Source organism: Sphingobium sp. CFD-1 (assembly GCF_024611115.1).
Taxonomy (GTDB): Bacteria; Pseudomonadota; Alphaproteobacteria; order Sphingomonadales; family Sphingomonadaceae; genus Sphingobium; species Sphingobium baderi_A.
In genome coordinates, this window is record NZ_CP084398.1 from 1546545 (window position 1) to 1565796 (window position 19252).

At 63.1% G+C, this 19252-nt stretch carries 18 protein-coding genes and 1 pseudogene; 14 read left to right on the plus strand and 5 right to left on the minus strand.

The features are described 5' to 3' along the window. Positions 1 to 98: 98 nt before the first annotated feature. The 4 genes from lptB to LDB26_RS08035 form a co-directional block, all read right to left on the minus strand. Entirely contained in the window at positions 99 to 950 is an 852-nt protein-coding gene (gene lptB / locus LDB26_RS08020; protein WP_373886192.1) for an LPS export ABC transporter ATP-binding protein, read from the minus strand. A gap of 37 nt (positions 951 to 987) precedes the next feature. Further along, positions 988 to 2172 carry an acetyl-CoA C-acetyltransferase gene (locus tag LDB26_RS08025; RefSeq protein ID WP_037444218.1) on the minus strand — a complete coding sequence of 395 codons (1185 nt, stop codon included), beginning with the start codon at positions 2170 to 2172 and terminating at the stop codon, positions 988 to 990. 23 nt (positions 2173 to 2195) lie between these two features. After that, a complete protein-coding gene (gene phbB / locus LDB26_RS08030; RefSeq protein WP_037444222.1) occupies positions 2196 to 2918 on the minus strand; it encodes an acetoacetyl-CoA reductase in 723 nt (240 codons plus the stop codon). A gap of 567 nt (positions 2919 to 3485) precedes the next feature. After that, positions 3486 to 4070, minus strand: a complete 585-nt coding sequence (locus LDB26_RS08035; RefSeq protein ID WP_257541536.1) for a TetR/AcrR family transcriptional regulator — start codon at positions 4068 to 4070, stop codon at positions 3486 to 3488. 261 nt (positions 4071 to 4331) lie between these two features. Here LDB26_RS08035 and phbB (LDB26_RS08040) point away from each other — a divergent pair, with 261 nt between their 5' ends. From phbB (LDB26_RS08040) to istB, 9 genes are all read left to right on the plus strand, one after another. After that, positions 4332 to 5060: an acetoacetyl-CoA reductase gene (gene phbB / locus LDB26_RS08040; protein ID WP_020817741.1), complete on the plus strand. Its 729-nt coding sequence runs from the start codon at positions 4332 to 4334 to the stop codon at positions 5058 to 5060. An 83-nt stretch (positions 5061 to 5143) separates the two neighbouring features. Then, a complete protein-coding gene (locus tag LDB26_RS08045; RefSeq protein ID WP_037444229.1) occupies positions 5144 to 5587 on the plus strand; it encodes a hypothetical protein in 444 nt (147 codons plus the stop codon). Between the two features lie 174 nt (positions 5588 to 5761). Continuing rightward, positions 5762 to 7168, plus strand: coding sequence for an efflux transporter outer membrane subunit (locus tag LDB26_RS08050; protein ID WP_048578300.1), 1407 nt, complete (start codon positions 5762 to 5764; stop codon positions 7166 to 7168). Next, positions 7165 to 8241 carry an HlyD family secretion protein gene (locus tag LDB26_RS08055; protein ID WP_037444232.1) on the plus strand — a complete coding sequence of 359 codons (1077 nt, stop codon included), beginning with the start codon at positions 7165 to 7167 and terminating at the stop codon, positions 8239 to 8241. The genes LDB26_RS08050 and LDB26_RS08055 overlap by 4 nt, the downstream gene beginning before the upstream one ends. A gap of 4 nt (positions 8242 to 8245) precedes the next feature. Beyond that, positions 8246 to 11011 (plus strand): ribosome-associated ATPase/putative transporter RbbA, encoded by a 2766-nt coding sequence (gene rbbA / locus LDB26_RS08060; RefSeq protein ID WP_089220944.1) that lies wholly within the window; start codon positions 8246 to 8248, stop codon positions 11009 to 11011. A 1-nt stretch (position 11012) separates the two neighbouring features. Next, complete coding sequence (locus tag LDB26_RS08065; protein WP_088137969.1) at positions 11013 to 12143, plus strand: ABC transporter permease; 1131 nt, start codon at positions 11013 to 11015, stop codon at positions 12141 to 12143. A 47-nt stretch (positions 12144 to 12190) separates the two neighbouring features. Continuing rightward, on the plus strand, positions 12191 to 12595 hold the full coding sequence (locus LDB26_RS08070; RefSeq protein ID WP_245843016.1) for a phasin family protein: 405 nt from the start codon (positions 12191 to 12193) through the stop codon (positions 12593 to 12595). A 59-nt stretch (positions 12596 to 12654) separates the two neighbouring features. Then, entirely contained in the window at positions 12655 to 14145 is a 1491-nt protein-coding gene (gene istA, locus LDB26_RS08075; RefSeq protein WP_081261070.1) for an IS21 family transposase, read from the plus strand. Then, positions 14142 to 14909, plus strand: a complete 768-nt coding sequence (istB, locus tag LDB26_RS08080) for an IS21-like element helper ATPase IstB (RefSeq protein WP_063976957.1) — start codon at positions 14142 to 14144, stop codon at positions 14907 to 14909. The genes istA and istB overlap by 4 nt, the downstream gene beginning before the upstream one ends. Before the next feature lie 125 nt (positions 14910 to 15034). Here istB and LDB26_RS08085 read toward each other — a convergent pair. After that, positions 15035 to 15631 (minus strand): annotated as a pseudogene (locus LDB26_RS08085) (MBL fold metallo-hydrolase); the annotation flags it as partial. Positions 15632 to 15864: 233 nt separating this feature from the next. On the opposite strand from LDB26_RS08085, the gene LDB26_RS08090 reads away from it, so the two are divergent. The 5 genes from LDB26_RS08090 (at position 15865) to LDB26_RS08110 (ending at position 19180) form a co-directional block, all read left to right on the plus strand. After that, on the plus strand, positions 15865 to 16797 hold the full coding sequence (locus LDB26_RS08090) for a 1-phosphofructokinase family hexose kinase (RefSeq protein WP_048578303.1): 933 nt from the start codon (positions 15865 to 15867) through the stop codon (positions 16795 to 16797). 191 nt (positions 16798 to 16988) lie between these two features. Continuing rightward, complete coding sequence (locus tag LDB26_RS08095) at positions 16989 to 17147, plus strand: hypothetical protein (protein WP_158500997.1); 159 nt, start codon at positions 16989 to 16991, stop codon at positions 17145 to 17147. Positions 17148 to 17264: 117 nt separating this feature from the next. Further along, positions 17265 to 18143, plus strand: a complete 879-nt coding sequence (locus tag LDB26_RS08100; RefSeq protein ID WP_202408155.1) for a LuxR family transcriptional regulator — start codon at positions 17265 to 17267, stop codon at positions 18141 to 18143. Positions 18144 to 18410: 267 nt separating this feature from the next. After that, complete coding sequence (locus LDB26_RS08105; RefSeq protein WP_237449632.1) at positions 18411 to 18656, plus strand: DUF1778 domain-containing protein; 246 nt, start codon at positions 18411 to 18413, stop codon at positions 18654 to 18656. Then, positions 18653 to 19180 carry a hypothetical protein gene (locus tag LDB26_RS08110; RefSeq protein ID WP_048577672.1) on the plus strand — a complete coding sequence of 176 codons (528 nt, stop codon included), beginning with the start codon at positions 18653 to 18655 and terminating at the stop codon, positions 19178 to 19180. The genes LDB26_RS08105 and LDB26_RS08110 overlap by 4 nt, the downstream gene beginning before the upstream one ends. Positions 19181 to 19252: the final 72 nt, after the last annotated feature.

A 19252-nucleotide genomic window follows, 5' to 3' on the forward strand; every position in this document is an offset into this window, starting at 1 on the left:
GGCCATCAACACCATGATTTATATCGGAAATATTGAGATCCTGACAGCAAAATCAGCGATTTACTTGGGGAATGTGGGTTGAGAACAGAGAAAGAAAATCAATCCTCATAATTCTCTCCCAGGTACAGACGACGGACTTCGTCATGGTGAAGAAGCTCTTGCGGCTTGCCCACGAAAAGCACCTTGCCGCCGTGGATGACATAGGCGCGGTCGACCAGTTCGAGCATCTCATGGACGTTATGGTCGGTGATGAGGACGCCGACGCCACGCCTTTTGAGATCGCGGACCATGAGCTTGATGTCCGCGATCGAAATGGGATCGATCCCGGCGAAAGGCTCGTCGAGCAGGATCACGCCAGGCTCGGCCGCCAGGGCGCGCGCGATCTCGCAGCGCCGCCGCTCGCCGCCGGACAGGGAAGGGGAGGGTGTCGACCGCAGATGCGTCAGGCCGAAATCGGCAAGCAGTTCGCCCAGCCGGCGGTCGATGTCGCCAGGGTCGGTCATGCGCAGTTCCAGCACAGAGCGGATGTTGTCCGCAACGCTCATCCCGCGAAAGATCGAGGCTTCCTGCGGCAGATAGCCAAGCCCGCGGTTGCCGCGCTCATGCATGGCCAGTGCTGAGACATCTTCGCCGTCGAGCAGTATACGACCGCCATCGAGGCGTATGAGACCCATGATCCCGTAGAAGCAGATCGTCTTGCCTGTGCCGTTGGGGCCGAGCAGGCCAACGATCTCGCCGCGATCGACCTCGAGCGAGAAGCCGTCCAGCACCTTTCGCCGTCCGAACGCTTTCTCGATCGCCTGGACTTTGAGCGCGGGCGGGCCGACCACCGACACCGACCCGGAGGTGTCCAGCCTGGCGCAGTCAACGCCTTCGCGGCAGGCTGATGGAGTGTCGGCAATGCGGCAGGCGCTGTCATCGAGCATCGTCAGAGGCCCGGCGCGGCACATTCGCATGAGAATCGCCGCCGCGCCGTGCCGCTCGTGATCATGCCATCGCCTCCAGGGCGAGGGCCACGCCCTGGCCGCCGCCGATGCACAAGGTGACAACGCCCCGGCGCAGCCCGTCGCGCCGCATCGCATGCAGCAGGCGGGTGGTCAGCACGGCACCGGTCGCCCCGATCGGATGGCCATGCGCGATGGCGCCGCCTTCCACATTGACGATGTCCTCAGGGAGGCCGAGTTCCTGCGTGACCGCGATGGCGATGGCCGCGAAAGCCTCGTTGATCTCGACGCGATCGAGGTCTCCGACCGACCATCCCGCCCGCTCGAGCGCCTGCCGGACGGCGGGCACCGGCCCGAGGCCGAAGAGGCCGGGGGCGACCGCGCCGACACCGAACGCGACGAGGCGCCCCAGGGGCGTCACGCCATTGCGCTGCGCCCATTGCTCGTTCGCGACGATCATCGCGGACGCGCCGGTGTTGAGGCCGGGCGCATTGCCCGCCGTGATGGTGCCTTCCGGTCGGAAGGCAGGCTTTAGACGCGCGAGGCTCTCAAGGCTCGTATCGGCCCGGTTCTGCTCATCTTTTGCAAAGAGCGTCACAGCCTTGCGAGAAGGAATCTCGACAGGCACGATCTCCGCCTCGAACCGGCCATTGGCCTGGGCCGCGCTGAAACTCTGCTGCGAGCGCAACGCCCAGCCATCCTGCGCCTCCCGGCTGATGCCGAACTGTGCGACCAGATCCTCGGTGACCCAGCCTGAATGCTGATTGCTGAAGGCGTCATTCAGCCCGTCATGGAGCATGGCGTCGAGGAGTTTGCCCTCGCCCATACGATAGCCCCAGCGTCCCTTCTCGATGAGATAGGGCGCCTGGTCCATATTCTCCATGCCGCCGGCGATCACGGCCTGGCCAAGGCCGAGCATGATCTCCTGGGCGGCCGAGGCGATCGCCTGTGCGCCCGATCCGCAGACCCGGTTGACGGTCATGGCAGGAGCACTGTCGCGTAACCCCGCGTTGATGGCGGCCTGGCGGGCAGGGTTCATCTTCGCGCCTGCCTGGACCACCTGTCCCATGACGACGCTGTCGATATTGTCAGCGCCCACGCCCGCGCGCCTGAGCGTTTCGGCGATGGCGACGCTGCCGAGCGCGGGCGCTTTCATGTCCTTGAGCGCGCCGCCATAGGCGCCGATGGGCGTGCGAACCGGGGCGCACAGAACGACAGGACTGGTCATGAGAATAATCCTTCCACGCATTTTCAGGCGAGATACTTGCCGCCGTTGATCGAGAGGGTGGCGCCGGTCACGAAACCGGCCTCGTCCTCGACAAGATAGAGCACGCCGCGCGCGATTTCCTGCGGCGTGCCGAGCCGGCCGACCGGCACCGCGGCCAGCACCGCCTCGAGCGCGTCCTGCGGCACCGCGGCGACCATGCCGGTATCGGTATAGCCCGGCGCAATCGCATTGACCGTGATGTTTCGAGACGCGCCTTCCAGTGCCAGCGCCTTGGTGAAGCCGATCACGCCTGCCTTGGCCGCTGCATAGTTGGTCTGGCCAAATTGTCCTGAAAGACCGTTTACCGAGCTGATATTGACGATCCGTCCGAACCGGCGCTCGCGCATGCCCTCGATCACGGCACGGCACATGTTGAAGCAGCCGCCCAGATCGACGTCGACGACGCTGCGCCATTGCTCCTCGGTCATCTTGTGCAACGTGCCGTCGCGCGTGATGCCGGCATTGTTGACCAGAATGTCGATGGGGCCGATGTCTGCCGCAACCTTCGCCACGCCGTCATGACAGGCGGAGAAATCGGCTACATTCCAGTTGTAGATCGGGATCGAGGTTTCCGCGAGGAATCGCTCGGCATCCTCGTCATTGCCATGATAATTGACGGCAACGCGATAGCCTTTGTCGCGGAGGAGCATTGCGGTCGCCGCGCCTATTCCGCTGACGCCGCCGGTAACGAGTGCGACTCTGGGCATGACATCATCCTTTGGCCTTCAATAGTCGCCATGGGCGCCTGGGCCGCACGGCGGGAAGTGGCGCATGCGCTATGCCGCGATGCGCCTGGTCGAAGTCTCTCCCGATATGATTCGGCCCCTGTCATGGCCGATTTAGTCGTGCCTGATCTCGCTGTGAGGGAGCGGCGGCGCCATTAGGAACTATACTTAGAAGTTTCGTATTTGATCGTCAAACGGCTTTGCGTGTCGCGACGATTTGCCATGACATGCGAGGGTCTTGGGCGGGCGCCTGCCGGCGCGAATCAGGTCGCCGCTCCCTGGGCCGCCGGGGGGCGCGGACGTTGAAGCTCCTGGACCCATTCAGCATAATCGGTCGAACGCACAGTCCGGACGACGATCGGTGCGAGCGGAAGGGTTGCGCCGCGGCTGCCTGAATACCCTGGAACCTGGGGGCTGCGACCAGGCCGGGGCTAACGGTCGAAGCAACGCCGTCCATCGACAGGCGAAAACAAGGGCGTCGCGCGTTCGGTCCTGGGCCCTCGTCCTGTCAATGCCTCGGACAGAACGGAGCGCTGGCGGACATCGCAATCACCTTTTGGGTGCGTGTTGCAATTCAGGTTCGAGGAGCGGAACTGCCCGTGCCAGCAGATCCATGGTCTGGGCGAGATGTTCGGTCTTGGCCCGAGCTGTGTTGGCAAGATCCTTTCGTAACAATATTCTCGCGCGCGGACCGGTCACCGTTGCATCGAAGATGAACGCTGCCAGAAAGGGCAGATCCTCTTCTATGTTGCGCACACGCGCCTCCTCCGTCAGCAGATCCTGGATCAATGAGGCGCCGGGGTTGCGATGAATACTGAGCTGCGCCTCGAGCTTGCGTTCGAAAATCCAGGTCGCGAGTGTCTCGATGCCAATGACCTCGGGTTTGAGCGCAGCGTCGAGCATCTTGCGGCAAAGCTTCAGGAGCCGATTGCGTAGGTCTCCTGATCGCCGGTCGACGGTAATCGCTTTGAGATGGCGCTGGGTGCCGTGCTCGGCACTGGCGATCAGAAGCTGGGTTTTCGATCCGTAACGCGAATAAAGCGTGCGCTTGGAGACGTTCGCGGCCGCGGCAATGTCATCCATGTTGGCGCCTTCCACCCCATGGGCGATGAACTGGTCGAGCGCGACCTGCAATATATGCTCGCCCAATTGCGCGGCTATTTCCTGCGGCGGCCGTCCGCCTTTTGGATCGCGCGGCGCCAGCTTGTGTCGAGGTGATCGGCGGCTTGTCACCTTTTTGTCATTACCTTCCTTTTTCATGCGGGCCAAAGACCGCACTTGATCCGGGGCGGGAAAGCGGCAATAGCGACACTCATAAGTATAGATACTAATAGTCCGGAGAGGCGCGACGGGGGAAACCGCGCGGCGTGACCTGGAAAATGGAGCCGGAGTATCATGACGGGAATTGCACTCGTAACTGGGGGAACACGTGGAATCGGCGCGGCAATCGCCCGGTCGCTCAAAGCAGCGGGATGGAATGTTGCCAGCATATATCATGGAAACGACGCCGCCGCCGAGCTGTTCCGGGATGGTACGGGCATTCCCGTCTATAAATGGGACGTCGCGGAGGAACAGGCCTGCCGCGAAGGCCTGGCCCGCGTGGAAAAGGAACTGGGCCCGGTTTCAGTGCTGGTGAACAATGCCGGCATCACGCGCGACACCATGTTCCATCGGATGAGCTTTGCGCAGTGGCGCGAGGTTCTTGGCACCAACCTCGACTCGATGTTCACAATGACGCGCGCCGTCATCGAAGGCATGCGCGAACGCCGCTTTGGCCGGATCATCAATATCTCCTCGATCAACGGCCAGAAGGGCCAGATTGGCCAGGTGAACTATTCGGCGGCCAAGGCGGGTGTGATCGGCTTCACCAAGGCGCTGGCGCAGGAAAATGCGTCGCGCGGCATCACGGTCAACGCCGTATGCCCCGGCTATATCGACACCGAGATGGTCGCTGCCGTGCCGCAGGATGTCCGCGAAAAGATCATCGGCGGCATTCCCGTCGGGCGCCTGGGCGATCCGGCTGAAATCGCCGAAGCCGTTTGTTGGCTGGCCTCGGACAAGGCCGGTTTCAATACCGGCTCGGTGCTCACGATCAATGGCGGGCAATATATCGCCAACGGCTGAAACTCTTGCCGTCCATGAATCTAATGCGTGGTTCGTCTTCCGATCTGCACTCCAGATCCAACCCCACTTCAAGGAGCAGTCTCATGAGCTATCCGTTCGACCAGTTTGCCGCTGTCGCCGGCGCCAATCGGCAACTCGCCCTCAAATGCGCCGAGATCATGCGCGAAGCCGGCCAGCGCCAGGCGGCGATCGCTTCGCGCACGTTCGAGCTTCTCTCGGCGCAGAGCGCGGAGAAGGCGGGGGCTGTGCCTCTGCCCAATATCGCCGGCTTTTCCGAGATGTGGCAGGAAATCAGCCGGAACGGTCAGGCGTGCGCCCAGGACATGAAGGGCGCGCTCGACGATTGGCGGGCCGGGGTTGGTGACAGCCTGTCACCCGGCCAGGCCCAGGAGCAGGCGGCTCATGTGCTGCAACTCTGGACGTCTTTCTTCACACCCTCCCAGGCGGGAGATGCCGCAGCCGCCAAGGCGCCTGTGACCGCCCCGGCCAAGACCGGAACGGCCAAGCCCGAGACCGACAAGACCTGAAAACCACAGTTCGACCGCCATGCCGCCAACCTGCGGCATTTCGGCAGGGCGGGGGCAGGTTGAAGTCTTCTTGCAACAGGGGATGTTGTGCGATTTACTGATCAAGTCCATATGAAAGGGTGGCGCCTGCCGTGCTTTCCCCTGCGGCCGAGGACCGCTGTTGTCGCCGCTTTGATGGTGGGTGTGACCGGCTGCTCTTTTGCGCCTGAGCATGTCCGGCCACCCCAGCCGGTGCCGCCGACCTACGAGGCGGCCAACATCGCCGGGACCACGATCGCGCGCATCGGTTGGCACGACTTCTTCCGGGAAGCCGAGTTGCAGCGGCTGATCGGCGAGGCGCTCGCGAACAATCGCGATATCCGCATCGCGGCGACCCGCGTCGCCGAGGTCCGCGCCGCCTGGCGGATCGAGGGCTCCTCGCTCTATCCGCAGCTCGATGCGGTCGGCACGGGAACGCGGGGCCGGACCCTGTTCAATCTCCCCGGCGCGGGCGCTACGCCTGTCGATGTCAAACAGATCAGCGCGCAGCTCTCGGCCAGTTGGGAGATCGACTTCTGGGGACGGCTGCGCAACCTGCGCGATGCCGCGCGCTGGCAGTATCTGGCGACCGAGGAAGCGCGCCGCGCGGTCGCGAGCCAGCTCGTCGCGCAGGTCGCCAACGGCTATCTTCTCGAACGGGAATATGAGGAACGGGTCGCACTCGCCCGGCACTCGATCGAAACGCGCGAGGAAGCGCTGCGCATCATGCGCCGCCGCTATGAGGTGGGATCGGGATCGAAGCTCGAGATGACCCAGGCGCAGCTGCTCCTGGGCCAGGCCAATACGACGATGCAGGGGCTGGAGCAGGACCGGGCCGTCAACCGCAATGCTCTTGCGGTGCTGATCGGGCGGCCTGTCGAGATCGCGTCCGGGACCCTGTCTCTGACCGACGTGCCCGAACGGCTCACGCTGCCTGCCGGGCTGCCCTCCGACCTTCTGGCCAACCGCCCGGATATCGTGGCGTCCGAATATCAGCTGCGCGCCGCCAGCGCCAATATCGGCGCGGCGCGGGCGGCCTTTTTTCCGAACATCAGCCTGACGGGCGCATACGGCACGATGAGCGATGAGTTGGACGGGCTGTTCTCCGGCGGCAGCGAGGCGTGGAGCTTCACCCCGACCATCCGCCTTCCGCTTTTCAACGCGGGACGCCTGAAGGGCAATCTCGACGTGGCCAGGGCCCGGCAGGAACGGGCGGTCGCGCAATATGAACAGACCGTGCAATCGGCGTTCCGCGACGTGTCCGATGCCCTTGTCCGCCGGCAGCAGTTGCAGCTGCAGATCGACACGACACAGCAGATGCTGGACGCCCAGCGCGAACGCGCGCGGCTCGCCCAGCTTCGCTTCGACAATGGCCGCTCGGCCTATCTGGAGGTGCTGGATGCCCAGCGCGACCTGTTCGACGCCGAACAGGCCCTGGTCCAGCTTCGGCGGGCCGAACTGGCCAGCATCGTCGTACTTTATTCGGCGCTGGGCGGAGGATTTGTCGCGGACGACGCCTTCGACGGCAACCTATCGAACAGAAACGGGGAACAGTCACAATGACGCAGACGACAGGCAAGACCTGGTTCATCAGGGGCGCGATCGTCGCGGCGGTCGTGGCGGTGGCCGTGATCCTCTGGTCGCTGCTCAGGCCCGCGGACCTGCCGGAGGGTATCGTCAGTGGCAATGGCCGGCTGGAAGCGCTCGAGATCGATATCTCGGCGAAAACGCCGGGCCGCATCCGCGATATCGTCGCCGAAGAAGGCCAGTTGGTGAAAGCCGGCGAGGTCGTCGCCCATATGGATGTCGAGACGCTCTCTGCTCAGCTTTCTGAAGCGAAGGCGCAGCTCGCCCAGGCGCTCAATGCCGTCCAGATCGCGCAAACCCAGGTGGGGCAGCGGCAGAGCGAACGCGCGGCAGCGCTCGCCACTGTCCGCCAGCGGGAAGCCGAACTCAATGCGGCCCGCAAGCGGCTTGGCCGGTCGGAAACGCTTGCGCGCGAAGGCGCCACGCCGACGCAGGAGCGCGACGATAACCAGGCGGCGGTCGAAGGAGCTTCCGCCACGGTAGAAGCCGCGCGCGCGCAGTTGGCGTCGGCCGACGCCAATATCGCCGCAGCGCGCAGCCAGGTCATCGGCGCCCGATCCAATGTCGATGCGGCGCGCGCAACCATCGCGCGGATCGAGGCGGATATCCGCGACAGCGACCTCAAGGCGCCTCGCGGCGGCCGCATCCAGTATCGGGTTGCCCAGCCGGGCGAGGTCGTCGCCGGCGGCGGCCGGGTCATGAACCTCGTCGATCTGACCGACGTCTATATGACTTTCTTCCTGCCGGAAACGGTCGCGGGGCGCGTGCGCATCGGCAGCGAGGTTCGCCTGGTGCTCGATGCCGCGCCCGATGTCGTCATTCCTGCAAAGATCAGTTTCGTGGCCGATGTCGCGCAGTTCACGCCCAAGACGGTCGAAACGCAAAGCGAGCGCCAGAAGCTCATGTTCCGCGTCCGGGCGAAGATCGATCCCGCGCTGCTCCAGCGCCATATCGCGCTGGTAAAAACAGGCCTGCCGGGCATGGCCTATGTGCGGATCGATTCCCAGGCAGCCTGGCCGGACAAGCTGTCGAACCTTGTAAAGGAATAGGCCGGTGGCTTCCCCCACGCCCCCCCAGGGGCCACCGGTCGTCCGCCTTGCCGGAGTGCGGTTGCGCTACGGCAAGGCGGAAGCCCTGCGCGGCATCGACCTCAACCTGAGCCCAGGCCGGATGATCGGTCTGATCGGCCCCGACGGGGTCGGCAAGTCGAGCCTGCTATCGCTGGTCGCGGGCGCTCGCGCCGTGCAGGAGGGGACGGTTCATGTGCTCGGCGGCGATATGGCCGACCGCCGTCATCGCGAGGACGTCTGTCCGCGCATCGCCTATATGCCGCAGGGTCTGGGACGGAACCTCTATCCGACACTGTCTGTCGAGGAAAATCTCCAGTTCTTCGCCCGTCTCTTCGGTCATGGCGCGTCCGAGCGCCGCCGCCGGATCGATGCGCTCACCCGCAGCACGGGGCTCTATTCCTTCCTGTCGCGGCCTGCCGGCAAGCTGTCGGGTGGCATGAAGCAGAAGCTCGGCCTGTGCTGCGCGCTGATCCACGATCCCGATCTCCTGATCCTGGACGAACCGACCACCGGCGTCGATCCGCTGGCGCGCGCGCAGTTCTGGGATCTGATCGCCGGCATCCGCGAAGATCGTCCCGGCATGAGCGTGATCGTGGCGACGGCCTATATGGACGAAGCGCAGCGGTTCGACTGGCTGGTGGCGATGGATGATGGCGCGATCCTGGCTACGGGCACGCCTTCGCAAATCCTTGAGCGGACCGGCACGGATCATCTCGAAGCTGCCTTCGCCGAACTGTTGCCCGAAGAGAGGAAACGCGGCCACAAGCCGGTCATCATCCCGCCGCTCGACGTCGACGAGGATGACATCGCCATCGAGGCGGAGGGGCTGACCATGCGCTTCGGCGATTTCGTCGCCGTCGATCATGTCAGTTTCCGCATCCGCCGCGGCGAGATCTTCGGTTTCCTCGGCTCAAACGGCTGCGGCAAGTCGACGACGATGAAGATGCTGACCGGACTGCTGCCGGCAAGCGAAGGGCGGGCCTGGCTGTTTGGCCATGAGGTCGATCCGCACGACATCGCGACGCGCAGGCGGGTTGGCTATATGAGCCAGGCTTTCTCGCTCTACGGCGAACTGACCGTACGGCAGAATCTCGAACTGCATGCGCGGCTGTTCCATGTGCCGGTCGACGAAATACCGGGCCGCGTCACCGAGATGGCGGAACGCTTCAGTCTCGAGCCGGTCATGGACGAGCTGCCCGAGCAACTTCCGCTCGGTATCCGCCAGCGTCTCTCCCTCGCTGTGGCGATGGTTCACAAGCCCGAACTGTTGATCCTGGATGAACCCACCTCCGGCGTCGATCCGGTCGCGCGTGACGCCTTCTGGCGGTTGCTTGCCGAACTGTCGCGCCGGGACAGGGTGACCATCTTCATTTCCACCCACTTCATGAACGAGGCAGAGCGCTGCGACCGCATGTCGATGATGCATGCGGGCAAGGTGCTCGACAGCGACGTGCCCGCCAGACTGGTCGAGAAGCGCGGCGCCAAAACCCTTGAAGAGGCCTTCATCGGCTACCTCGTCGAAGCCGAGGGCGGCACGGCGGCGCCGGCCAGCCAGCCCGGGGCCGCCGATCACGAGGAGCAACCATCGGCGGCGCCCGCTGAACACGGCGGGCACGGCTCTGGCGGTTTCAGTCTGCAGCGAATGTTCAGCTATCTGTGGCGCGAGACGCTGGAATTGCAGCGGGACCCGGTACGCGCCACGCTGGCGCTGGGCGGTTCGCTGCTGCTGATGTTCGTGATCGGCTTCGGCATCACCATGGACGTCGAGGACCTGAGCTATGCGGTGCTCGATCGCGACCAGACCACGCTTAGCCAGAACTACACGCTGAACTTGGCCGGATCGCGCTACTTCACCGAGCACGCGCCGATCATCGACTACGAGGACCTTGATCGACGCATGCGCAACGGCGAACTGTCGCTGGCCATTGAGATCCCCCCTGGCTTCTCTCGCGATGTGTTGCGAGGCCAGAACGTGCAGATAGGTGCCTGGATCGACGGCGCCATGCCGCAACGCGCGGAAACCGTCCAGGGCTACGTTCAGGGCATGCACCAGCACTGGCTGCTCGTACAGGCCAGCGAACGCAGCGGTGCCAGCGCCGCAGGAAATGCGAGCGTCGAGACACGCTTTCGCTACAACCCCGATGTCAAGAGCCTGCCGGCCATGGTGCCGGGGGTGATTCCCCTGTTGCTGCTCATGCTGCCGGCGATGCTGACCGCGCTGGCGGTGGTGCGCGAGAAGGAGACAGGCTCGATTACCAATCTGTACGTGACGCCGGTCACGCGCATCGAGTTCCTGCTTGGCAAGCAACTGCCCTATGTCGGTCTGGCCATGGTGAACTTCCTGCTGATGAGCCTGCTCGCGGTCACCGTCTTCGGTGTGCAGGTCACGGGCAGCTTCTTCACCCTGTCGCTGGCCGCGCTGATCTTCTCCTTCGCCGCGACAGGCATGGGGCTGCTGGCCTCGGCCGTCACGCGCAGCCAGATCGCCGCCATGTTCTTTGCCATGATCGGCACCATCATTCCGGCCACCCAGTTCGCCGGCCTGAGGGATCCCGTGTCCTCGCTTGAAGGCTCCAGCAAGTTCATCGGCGAGATCTACCCCGCCACGCACATGATCTCCATCAGCCGTGGCGTGTTCAACAAATCACTCGGCCTGGCCGACCTGACGGGGCCGCTGTGGTCGATGCTCATTTCGGTTCCGGTCATTCTCGGCGTGGCTGTTTTGCTACTCAAGAAGCAGGAGCGTTGAGATGCGCAGAAGAAACCTGGCCAATATCTACGACCTTGGTGTCAAGGAGCTGTGGAGTCTGTGGCGCGATCCGATGATGCTTGTGCTCATCGTCTATGTGTTCACCGCGTCGGTCTACACCAAGGCCACGTCCATGCCGGAGACGCTGCACAACGCGCCCATCGCCATCGTCGACGAGGATAATTCGGCGCTGTCCCAGCGGGTTGCCTCGGCCTTCTACCCCCCGCAGTTCACGCCACCGGCCATGATCGACTATGGGGACGTGGACCCGGGCATGGACGCGGGGCTGTACACCTTCGCTCTGGTCATTCCGCCCAACTTCCAGCGCGACGTGCTGGCGGGGCGATCGCCTGCCGTGCAGCTCAATGTCGACGCCACCCGCATGAGCCAGGCCTTCACCGGCAGTGGCTATATCCAGCAGATCTTCACCGGCGAAGTCAATGAGTTCGTCAAGCGTTACCGCGGCACCGACGCGCCACCCGTGGATCTGGCATTGCGCGCACGCTTCAACCCGGCACTGGACAAGGCCTGGTTCGGCTCGGTGGTGCAGATCATCAACCACATCACGCTGTTGTCCATCATCCTGACCGGCGCAGCGCTGATCCGGGAGCGCGAGCACGGCACCATCGAGCACCTGCTGGTGATGCCGGTTACACCCGCGCAGATCATGCTCTCCAAGGTCTGGTCGATGGCCCTGGTCGTGCTGATCGCCTCCTTCCTGTCCCTCAACCTCATGGTGCGCGGCATCCTGGGCGTGCCCATCGAGGGCTCCATTGTGTTGTTCTTCGCCGGCGCGGCCCTCAGCCTGTTCGCCACCACCTCCATGGGCATATTCATCGCCACGCTGGCGCGCAACATGCCGCAGTTCGGCATGCTGATGATGCTGACCATCATGCCGCTCCAGATGCTATCCGGCGGCGACACGCCCCGCGAAAGCATGCCCGAGATCGTGCAGAACATCATGCTGATCGCACCCACCACCCATTTCGTGGAACTGAGCCAGGCCATCCTTTACCGGGACGCGGGCCTGGAGACGGTATGGCAGCCGTTCCTGGCGCTGGCCCTGATCGGCACGGTGCTGTTTTTCCTGTCGTTGGCACGCTTTCGCAAAACGATCGGCCAGATGGCCTGATCGTTTGATCGCCCGAGTGGGCACTCAACCCAGTAAGGAGTTTGACCATGAGCAATGAAACCATCCCTCTCAACCTGTTCAAGGCGAACCTGGAACTGCAGTTGCGCCTCCAGCGCCTGGTGCAGGAAAACGGCCAGCAATGGTTGGAGAACGCCACGCGCGCAGGCAAAGACGGCATTGCCGAGTCCGGCGCAGAAATCGAAAACCTGCTCAAGGCCAAGAACTGGCAGGAACTGGCCACGCTGCCCGCACAAGCCTTCTGGCGTCAGTTCCAGTACCACGTGGGCGGCGCGCAGGCGCTGACACAAGTCGCGATCAAAAACCAGACAACCTTCACCCAAGGCCTGCAAATAGCTATTCAAGACTGGCAGAAATCGGTTACGCAGGCTGAGAACGGCGGTGCAAAATTAGACCACGGTAGCGGCGGCGAAGTGCTGCTGCGGGCGGCGTAAAAGTCGTCCACTTTTTCCCTTTTCGCGATGCTGGCGAGGAGGGATGAGGGATTTACACCGTGGAACTTTACCTGAAGGTTCGTCTTGCCTGCGCGGGCGGCATGAGCGCCCGGGCGGCAGCGAAGCATTTCAACATATCGCGCGACACGGTCCGCAAGATGCTGTCGTATTCCGAGCCGCCCGGTTACCGTCGCAGCGCCCCGGTGCGGCGACCGAAGCTGGAAGCGTTCATACCGATCATCGACGGCTGGCTGGATGGGGACCGGTCGGTCCCGCGCAAGCAGCGCCATACGGCGAAGCGTGTGTTCGATCGCCTTCGCGAAGAGCATGGCTTCACCGGAGGCTACACGATCATCAAGGATTACATCCGGGATCGGGATCAGCGCAGCCGGGAGATGTTCGTGCCGCTGGCACACGCACCCGGCCATGGGCAGGCAGATTTTGGAGAAGCTCTGGTCGAGATCGGCGGGGTGGAGCAGAAGGCGCACTTCTTCGTGCTCGATCTGCCGCACAGCGACGCCTGCTACGTACGCGCCTATCCGGCTGCCGTTGCCGAGGCCTGGATGGACGGCCATGTCCACGCCTTTGCGTTCTTCGGCGCGGTGCCGCTGTCGATCGTCTACGACAACGACCGCTGCCTGGTCTCGAAGATCCTGCCTGACGGGACGCGGCTGCGCGCGAGGCTGTTCAGCGCCTTCCTGTCGCACTACCTGATCCGTGATCGTTACGGCCGCCCCGGCAAGGGTAACGATAAGGGCGGCGTTGAAGGCCTTGTCGGCTATTGCCGGCGCAACTTCATGGTGCCGATCCCCCGGTTCCCGACATGGGAGGCGTTCAACCTGTGGCTCGAGGAGCAATGCCGCAAACGGCAGAACGACCGGCTGCGGGGCGAGAGTGAGACGATTGGCGAGAGGCTGCGGCGCGATCTGGCGGCGATGCAGGAACTGCCGGCTTCCCCCTTCGAGGCCTGTGACCAGACCAGCGGCCAGGTCTCATCGCAGGCGCTGGTGCGTTACCGGACCAACGATTACTCGGTGCCGGTGCGCTTCGGCCACCAGGAGGTGTGGATCAGGGGCTATGTCGACGAGGTGGTGATCGGTTGCCGGGGCGAGATCATTGCCCGCCATGTGCGCAGCTACGAGCGCGAGGATGTGATCTTCGATCCGATCCATTACCTTCCCCTGATCGAACAGAAGATCAATGCCCTCGATCAGGCCGCACCATTGCAGGGCTGGGACCTGCCCGAGGTATTTACAACGCTGCGCCGGCTGATGGAGACGCGCATGGGCAAGCATGGCCGGCGCGAATATGTGCAGGTACTGCGCCTGCTGGAGAGCTTCGCTCTGGCCGATCTGCATGGCGCGGTGAAGCAGGCCCTTGATATGGGCGCGATCGGCTTCGATGCGGTGAAGCATCTCCTGTTATGCCGGGTGGAGCGCCGCCCGCCCCGACTGGACATGGCGATCTATCCCTACCTGCCCAGGGCCAGAGTGGAGACAACATCGGCGCGCTCGTACATGCGGCTGTTGACCGGCGGAGCAGCGGCATGAGCAGCCAAGCTCCCGAACTGCTGCTCGCCAGCCACCTCAAGACGCTCAAGCTGCCAACCTTCCTGCGCGAGCATGACAAGCTGGCCCGGCAATGCGCAGCAGAGGGCGTAGATCATGTCCGCTACCTTGCTCGGCTTGTCGAACTGGAACTGATCGACCGGGAACGCCGGATGGTCGAGCGCCGGATCAAGGCCGCGCGGTTCCCGGCCGCCAAGAGCCTCGACAGCTTCGACTTTGCCGCCATTCCGAAGCTCAACAAGATGCAGGTGCTCGAACTGGCGCGTTGTGACTGGATTACCCGTCGCGAGAACGTCATCGCCCTTGGCCCGTCGGGGACCGGCAAGACCCATGTCGCGATCGGTCTTGGCCTGGCGGCCTGCCAGAAGGGCCTGACGGTCGGGTTCATCACTGCTTCCGCGCTGGTCAGCGAGATGATGGAGGCACGCGACGAACGCCGCCTACTGCGCTTACACAAGCAGATGACCGGCTATAGGCTTCTCATCATCGATGAGCTGGGGTTCGTGCCCCTCTCCAAAACCGGCGCGGAACTGCTGTTCGAGCTGATCTCACAGCGCTACGAACGCGGCTCGACGCTGATCACCAGCAACCTGCCGTTCGACGAATGGACCGAGACGTTCGGTTCCGAGCGCCTGACAGGCGCGCTCCTCGACCGGCTCACCCACCACGTCAGCATCCTCGAGATGAACGGCGAGAGCTATCGCCTGGCCCAGAGCCAGGCACGCAAAGCACGTCCCAACCCCTGACAGAAACGGCAATCCGGGTGTTGGCGACCCCCGCTCGGGCTACGCCCTCCCGGCGCTCGCCAACACCCGGATCAAGTGGCCTGGTTTTGCTCCGCCCAATGGACGACTTTTACGCCGCCGTTGACAGGATCCGCATGGAATGCCTTGTGATGCGGTCCAAGGTCTCCCGAGAACAATAGGTGCGAGCCTCCGACGTGCATCTCGGCCGACGCTGACCCCAGAATATGCCCTGCATTCCAAAACCGGGTCCTGAAGCCCGGTACCGGCTCGAACCACTCATTCAGTTCGACCGTGTCGCACAGGCTGTAAGCGGCCATCGAATCCGCTTCGGTGTAGATCGGCTCGAACGGCACTTCATCCCTGCGATCACGCCGACGATTGCGTCGCTCCGCTTCGCTCTCCTGGATCCGTCCGGCATCCGGCAGCATGTAGTAGAGAAGATCCTTGGTCTGGGGAGTGCAGTAGATCGGGCCACGGTAGCCCTCGGCCGACAACTTGGGCAGAAGCCCGCTGTGATCGATATGCGCATGGGTCAGCACGACCGCGTCGATCCTGCGCACATCGAATGAAAATGGGTCCCGATTGAGCGTTTCGAGAGTCCGCGATCCCTGGAAAAGGCCGCAGTCGATAAGCACAGTACTCCCTCCATAGTGCAGTTCCATGCACGAGCCGGTGACTGTCCCTGCAGCGCCGTGGAAGGTGATCTTGGGCTCGTTACTCATCGGCTCACTCTGCTCCTGCTTGGTCTGCAACAGTCCGACCCTTAGACACCCCTATAACTCGAGCTATGCGAGATATCCCGTAGTGGGCCGCGTCAACTGGCATTGCCGTACTGGCCGAGCACATCGCGCTGACCGCGACGTCGTCGATCCTCGATCACATCCGCGAATATGGGCCGGTTGAATTGGGGATATTGCGGATAGACCGGAATGCGGCCGGCCCGCTCAATGGCAGAATGACGAACATTGCCACCCTGACGCTGAACCCCACGATCGACGTCGCCTACGAAGTCGATCGCATGTTCCACACGCGCAAGATGCGGACAAAATCCGAGTTTTACAGCCCAGGCGGTGGCGGCATCAACGTCGCCCGGGTCTTCGTCCGCCTCGGCGGCAATGCTCGAAACTATTATATGGCGGGTGGCGCAACGGGCGATGCGCTCGACGGCCTGCTCGACCTTCATCAGCTTGTTCGCAATCGCATCACCATCGCGGGCCACACCCGCGTTGCATCTGCCGTGCTGGAGATCGAAAGCGGCAAGGAATTCCGCTTCGTCCCGCCCGGCCCGACAATCCAGCCTGTCGAATGGCAGGCGTGTCTTGCCCAGCTTGAAAACGCGCAGTGCAAATTCATGGTCCTAAGCGGTTCGCTACCCCGGGGTATGCCCGGTGACTTCTACGGTCAGGTCGCGGCGCTGATGCACCGACGCAATATCCCGGTTGTGCTCGACAGTTCAGGGCCCGGTCTCAAGGGTGGCCTTCAGGAAGGCCGCATCTTTCTCGTAAAACCCAGCATCGGCGAGTTGCGGCAATTCACCGGCCAGAAACTCGCGACACCCGACGAGATCGCCAATGCCGCAATGGAAATCGTTCGATCGGGACAAGCCGCGCATGTCGCCGTGACCATGGGCCATGACGGCGCAATCCTTGCCACTGCCACCGGACAGCTTTTTCTGCCGGCCGCCTCCATAGAGGCGAAAAGTGCGGTTGGCGCCGGTGACAGTTTCCTCTCCGCCATGCTCTTTGCGATCTCGATCGGCTGGGATACGGCCGAAGCGTTCCGCTTCGGAATTGCTGCTGGCGCTGCCGCCGTGATGAGCCCGGGTCACGATCTCGCCAGACCAGACAATATCCAGCACCTATACCAGCAGGTTACGCCAATACCCTGAGTGTTGCGGCAAATCGGCCATCTGAGATTCATCGCGCCCGAATCATGCGCAAGCTCGACGCTAGTTCGATCGCGAGCCTGGTTGCGACGGCGATAGCGCTAGGCGGCGCGCAACAGACCCTGGTGCGTAGAATCCCGCATTGCTGGAAAAAGGCCGGTCGGTCAGTCAACCTCTTACGCCAAAGAGACTGAATGATGACCGACAATACTCCCAACGGGGCGAACATGAACGTCCGCGCGCCCTTCCCGATTGCTCATCCAGAGGCGGCGAGGATACTGCTTTTTCTGCCGCACATGCAGGCCGCCATAATCACGGCCGCTCTGGAGCAGCAGCAGGCCCCTCAAATCTAGCAAAGGATCCATCCTTTATGAATATTAGCACGACCGGCCTCGATTCGGCTAAAAATTGCTTTTCAAGCTCACGCGATCAGAAAAGTTGTCGTCCGCAAGACGCTAAGACAACCGCAGATGCGTCCCTTCTTCGAGAAGTTTCCGCCTAGTCTGGTCGGAGCGGAAGCCTGCGACTGGACGAAGATCTGCGCCGGCGAGGAGGAGAAACCCGTGTATGTCGGACCCCGCCTGCTTGAAGCGCTATCCCGTCTCAACATGGCATCGTCGACCGAGGCACTGCGCGACGGACTGGCTGATGCCGCCAGGCAAATGGGCTTTCCCTATATCGCGCTGGTCCAACACGGCGGTCTGCCGCGGCTGGTCGAGTGCTCGATGGTGGTCACCAACTATCCGGCGAAGTTCGTCCAATCCTACATCGCAAACCACTATTATGTTATCGACCCGGTCTATGAAGTGAGCCAGCTTCTCGATCGGCCGTTCGGCTGGGAGGAGATCAGCAACGTCGTCGAGCTTGCCGATCACCAGCATGCCCTTTTCAAGGAAGCGGGGCGCTACGGGATCGTTCACGGCGTCACCGTGCCGCTACACATCCCGAGCGAGTCCTACGCGTCATGCACCTTCGCCCGCCCGGAACCGATCGAGATCACGCCATCGCTGATGACCACGCTCCAGATCATCGCCGGCTTCGCGTTCAGGGCGGGCCTCTATCTCCATCACGCCATGCACGACCGCAATGTTCCCCGGCTTACGCGCCGCGAGGCAGAATGCACGGCGCTGATCGCGCTCGGCAAGACCGATTGGGAGATCGGCCAGATCCTCGGGATCGCCCAAACCACGGTTCGGTATTTCATAACGAGAGCGAAGCAACGCTACGGCGTCTTCAGGCGCTCGGAGCTGGTCGCGCGCGCGATCATCGATGCTCAGGTCATCCGTGATGGCCAGGACAGGGATAGCAAGGTGCCCGAGAGCGCCGACGACAAGCCGGAGCGTGGATAGCTCACATCGCGTTGCGGGAGCGGACGATGCGCCAGATACGGCTTGGACCATTTTGCGGCGAGCAGCGCGGAAGGGTGGAGGTTGGTTGAGGCGGTGGAGTAGAATCGGAAAGGTGGTGAGTGGGGAAGCGCGTTAACGCCCCCAAGCGCCCCGGTGCTCTTTCAAAGCGTACACTGCTTGACGAACGGCAGCGGAAGGGTGTACCAATTGAAGCTGTACGAGTGGAGGCACACAATGCCGCGAGCAGTAGTGGAAGACAACAGACGCATGAGCCTGCGGATTCGGCCGGAGCAAAAGGCTTTGCTTGCCCGGGCGGCTGCGCTCAAGCATACCGATCTCACGACCTTTGTCACACGTTCGGCGCTGCGCGAGGCCGAGAACGTGATCGAAGAGTCGGAGCGGACGAAACTGAGCGAGAGAGACAGCCTGCTCGTTCTTGATCTGCTCGAGAACCCGCCGCCGGTGAATGCGAAACTGCGCGCTGCCATCGCCGCGATGCCGAAGTTGGCATGACGCTTCCTTCATGGCACGAGGAAGCGATTTCGAAAGCGCATGACCGGACTTCATTCGACTGCGGCGACAATGATCTGAACGTCTACTTGCAGCGTTATGCGCGGCAAAGCCACGAGGCAGGCGGGGCGAAGACGTTCCTCGCCATCGACGACACCGACAGCAAGACGGTTCTCGGCTTTTACAGCATCGCTCCGGGCAGCATGGATCATGCGGATACGCCAGAACTGGCGAGGCGAGGACTCGCCAGGCATGAGGTGCCGGGCTTCCGGCTCGCGCGGCTAGCAACGGATCTGCGTGTGCAGGGGCAAGGGCTCGGGGGTCAGCTCCTGGGCGCGATCGGGCGCAGATGCATTCGCGTCGCGACCGAGGTCGGCGGGGTTATGCTGATCATCGACGCCAAAAACGAGCGCGCCGCGGACTGGTATGCCGGCTACGGCGCTATTCCGCTGCACGACAAACCGCTGACGCTCATATTGCCCTTTGCGACACTCGAACGTGAATTGAGAGCTGCAGGCCAGTTCTAGGCGTTCAGGGCGCGATGCGCCGTGCAATGTCGTTTGTCTTCGACGTGAGCTCCACACCGGGGTCACTCGCGC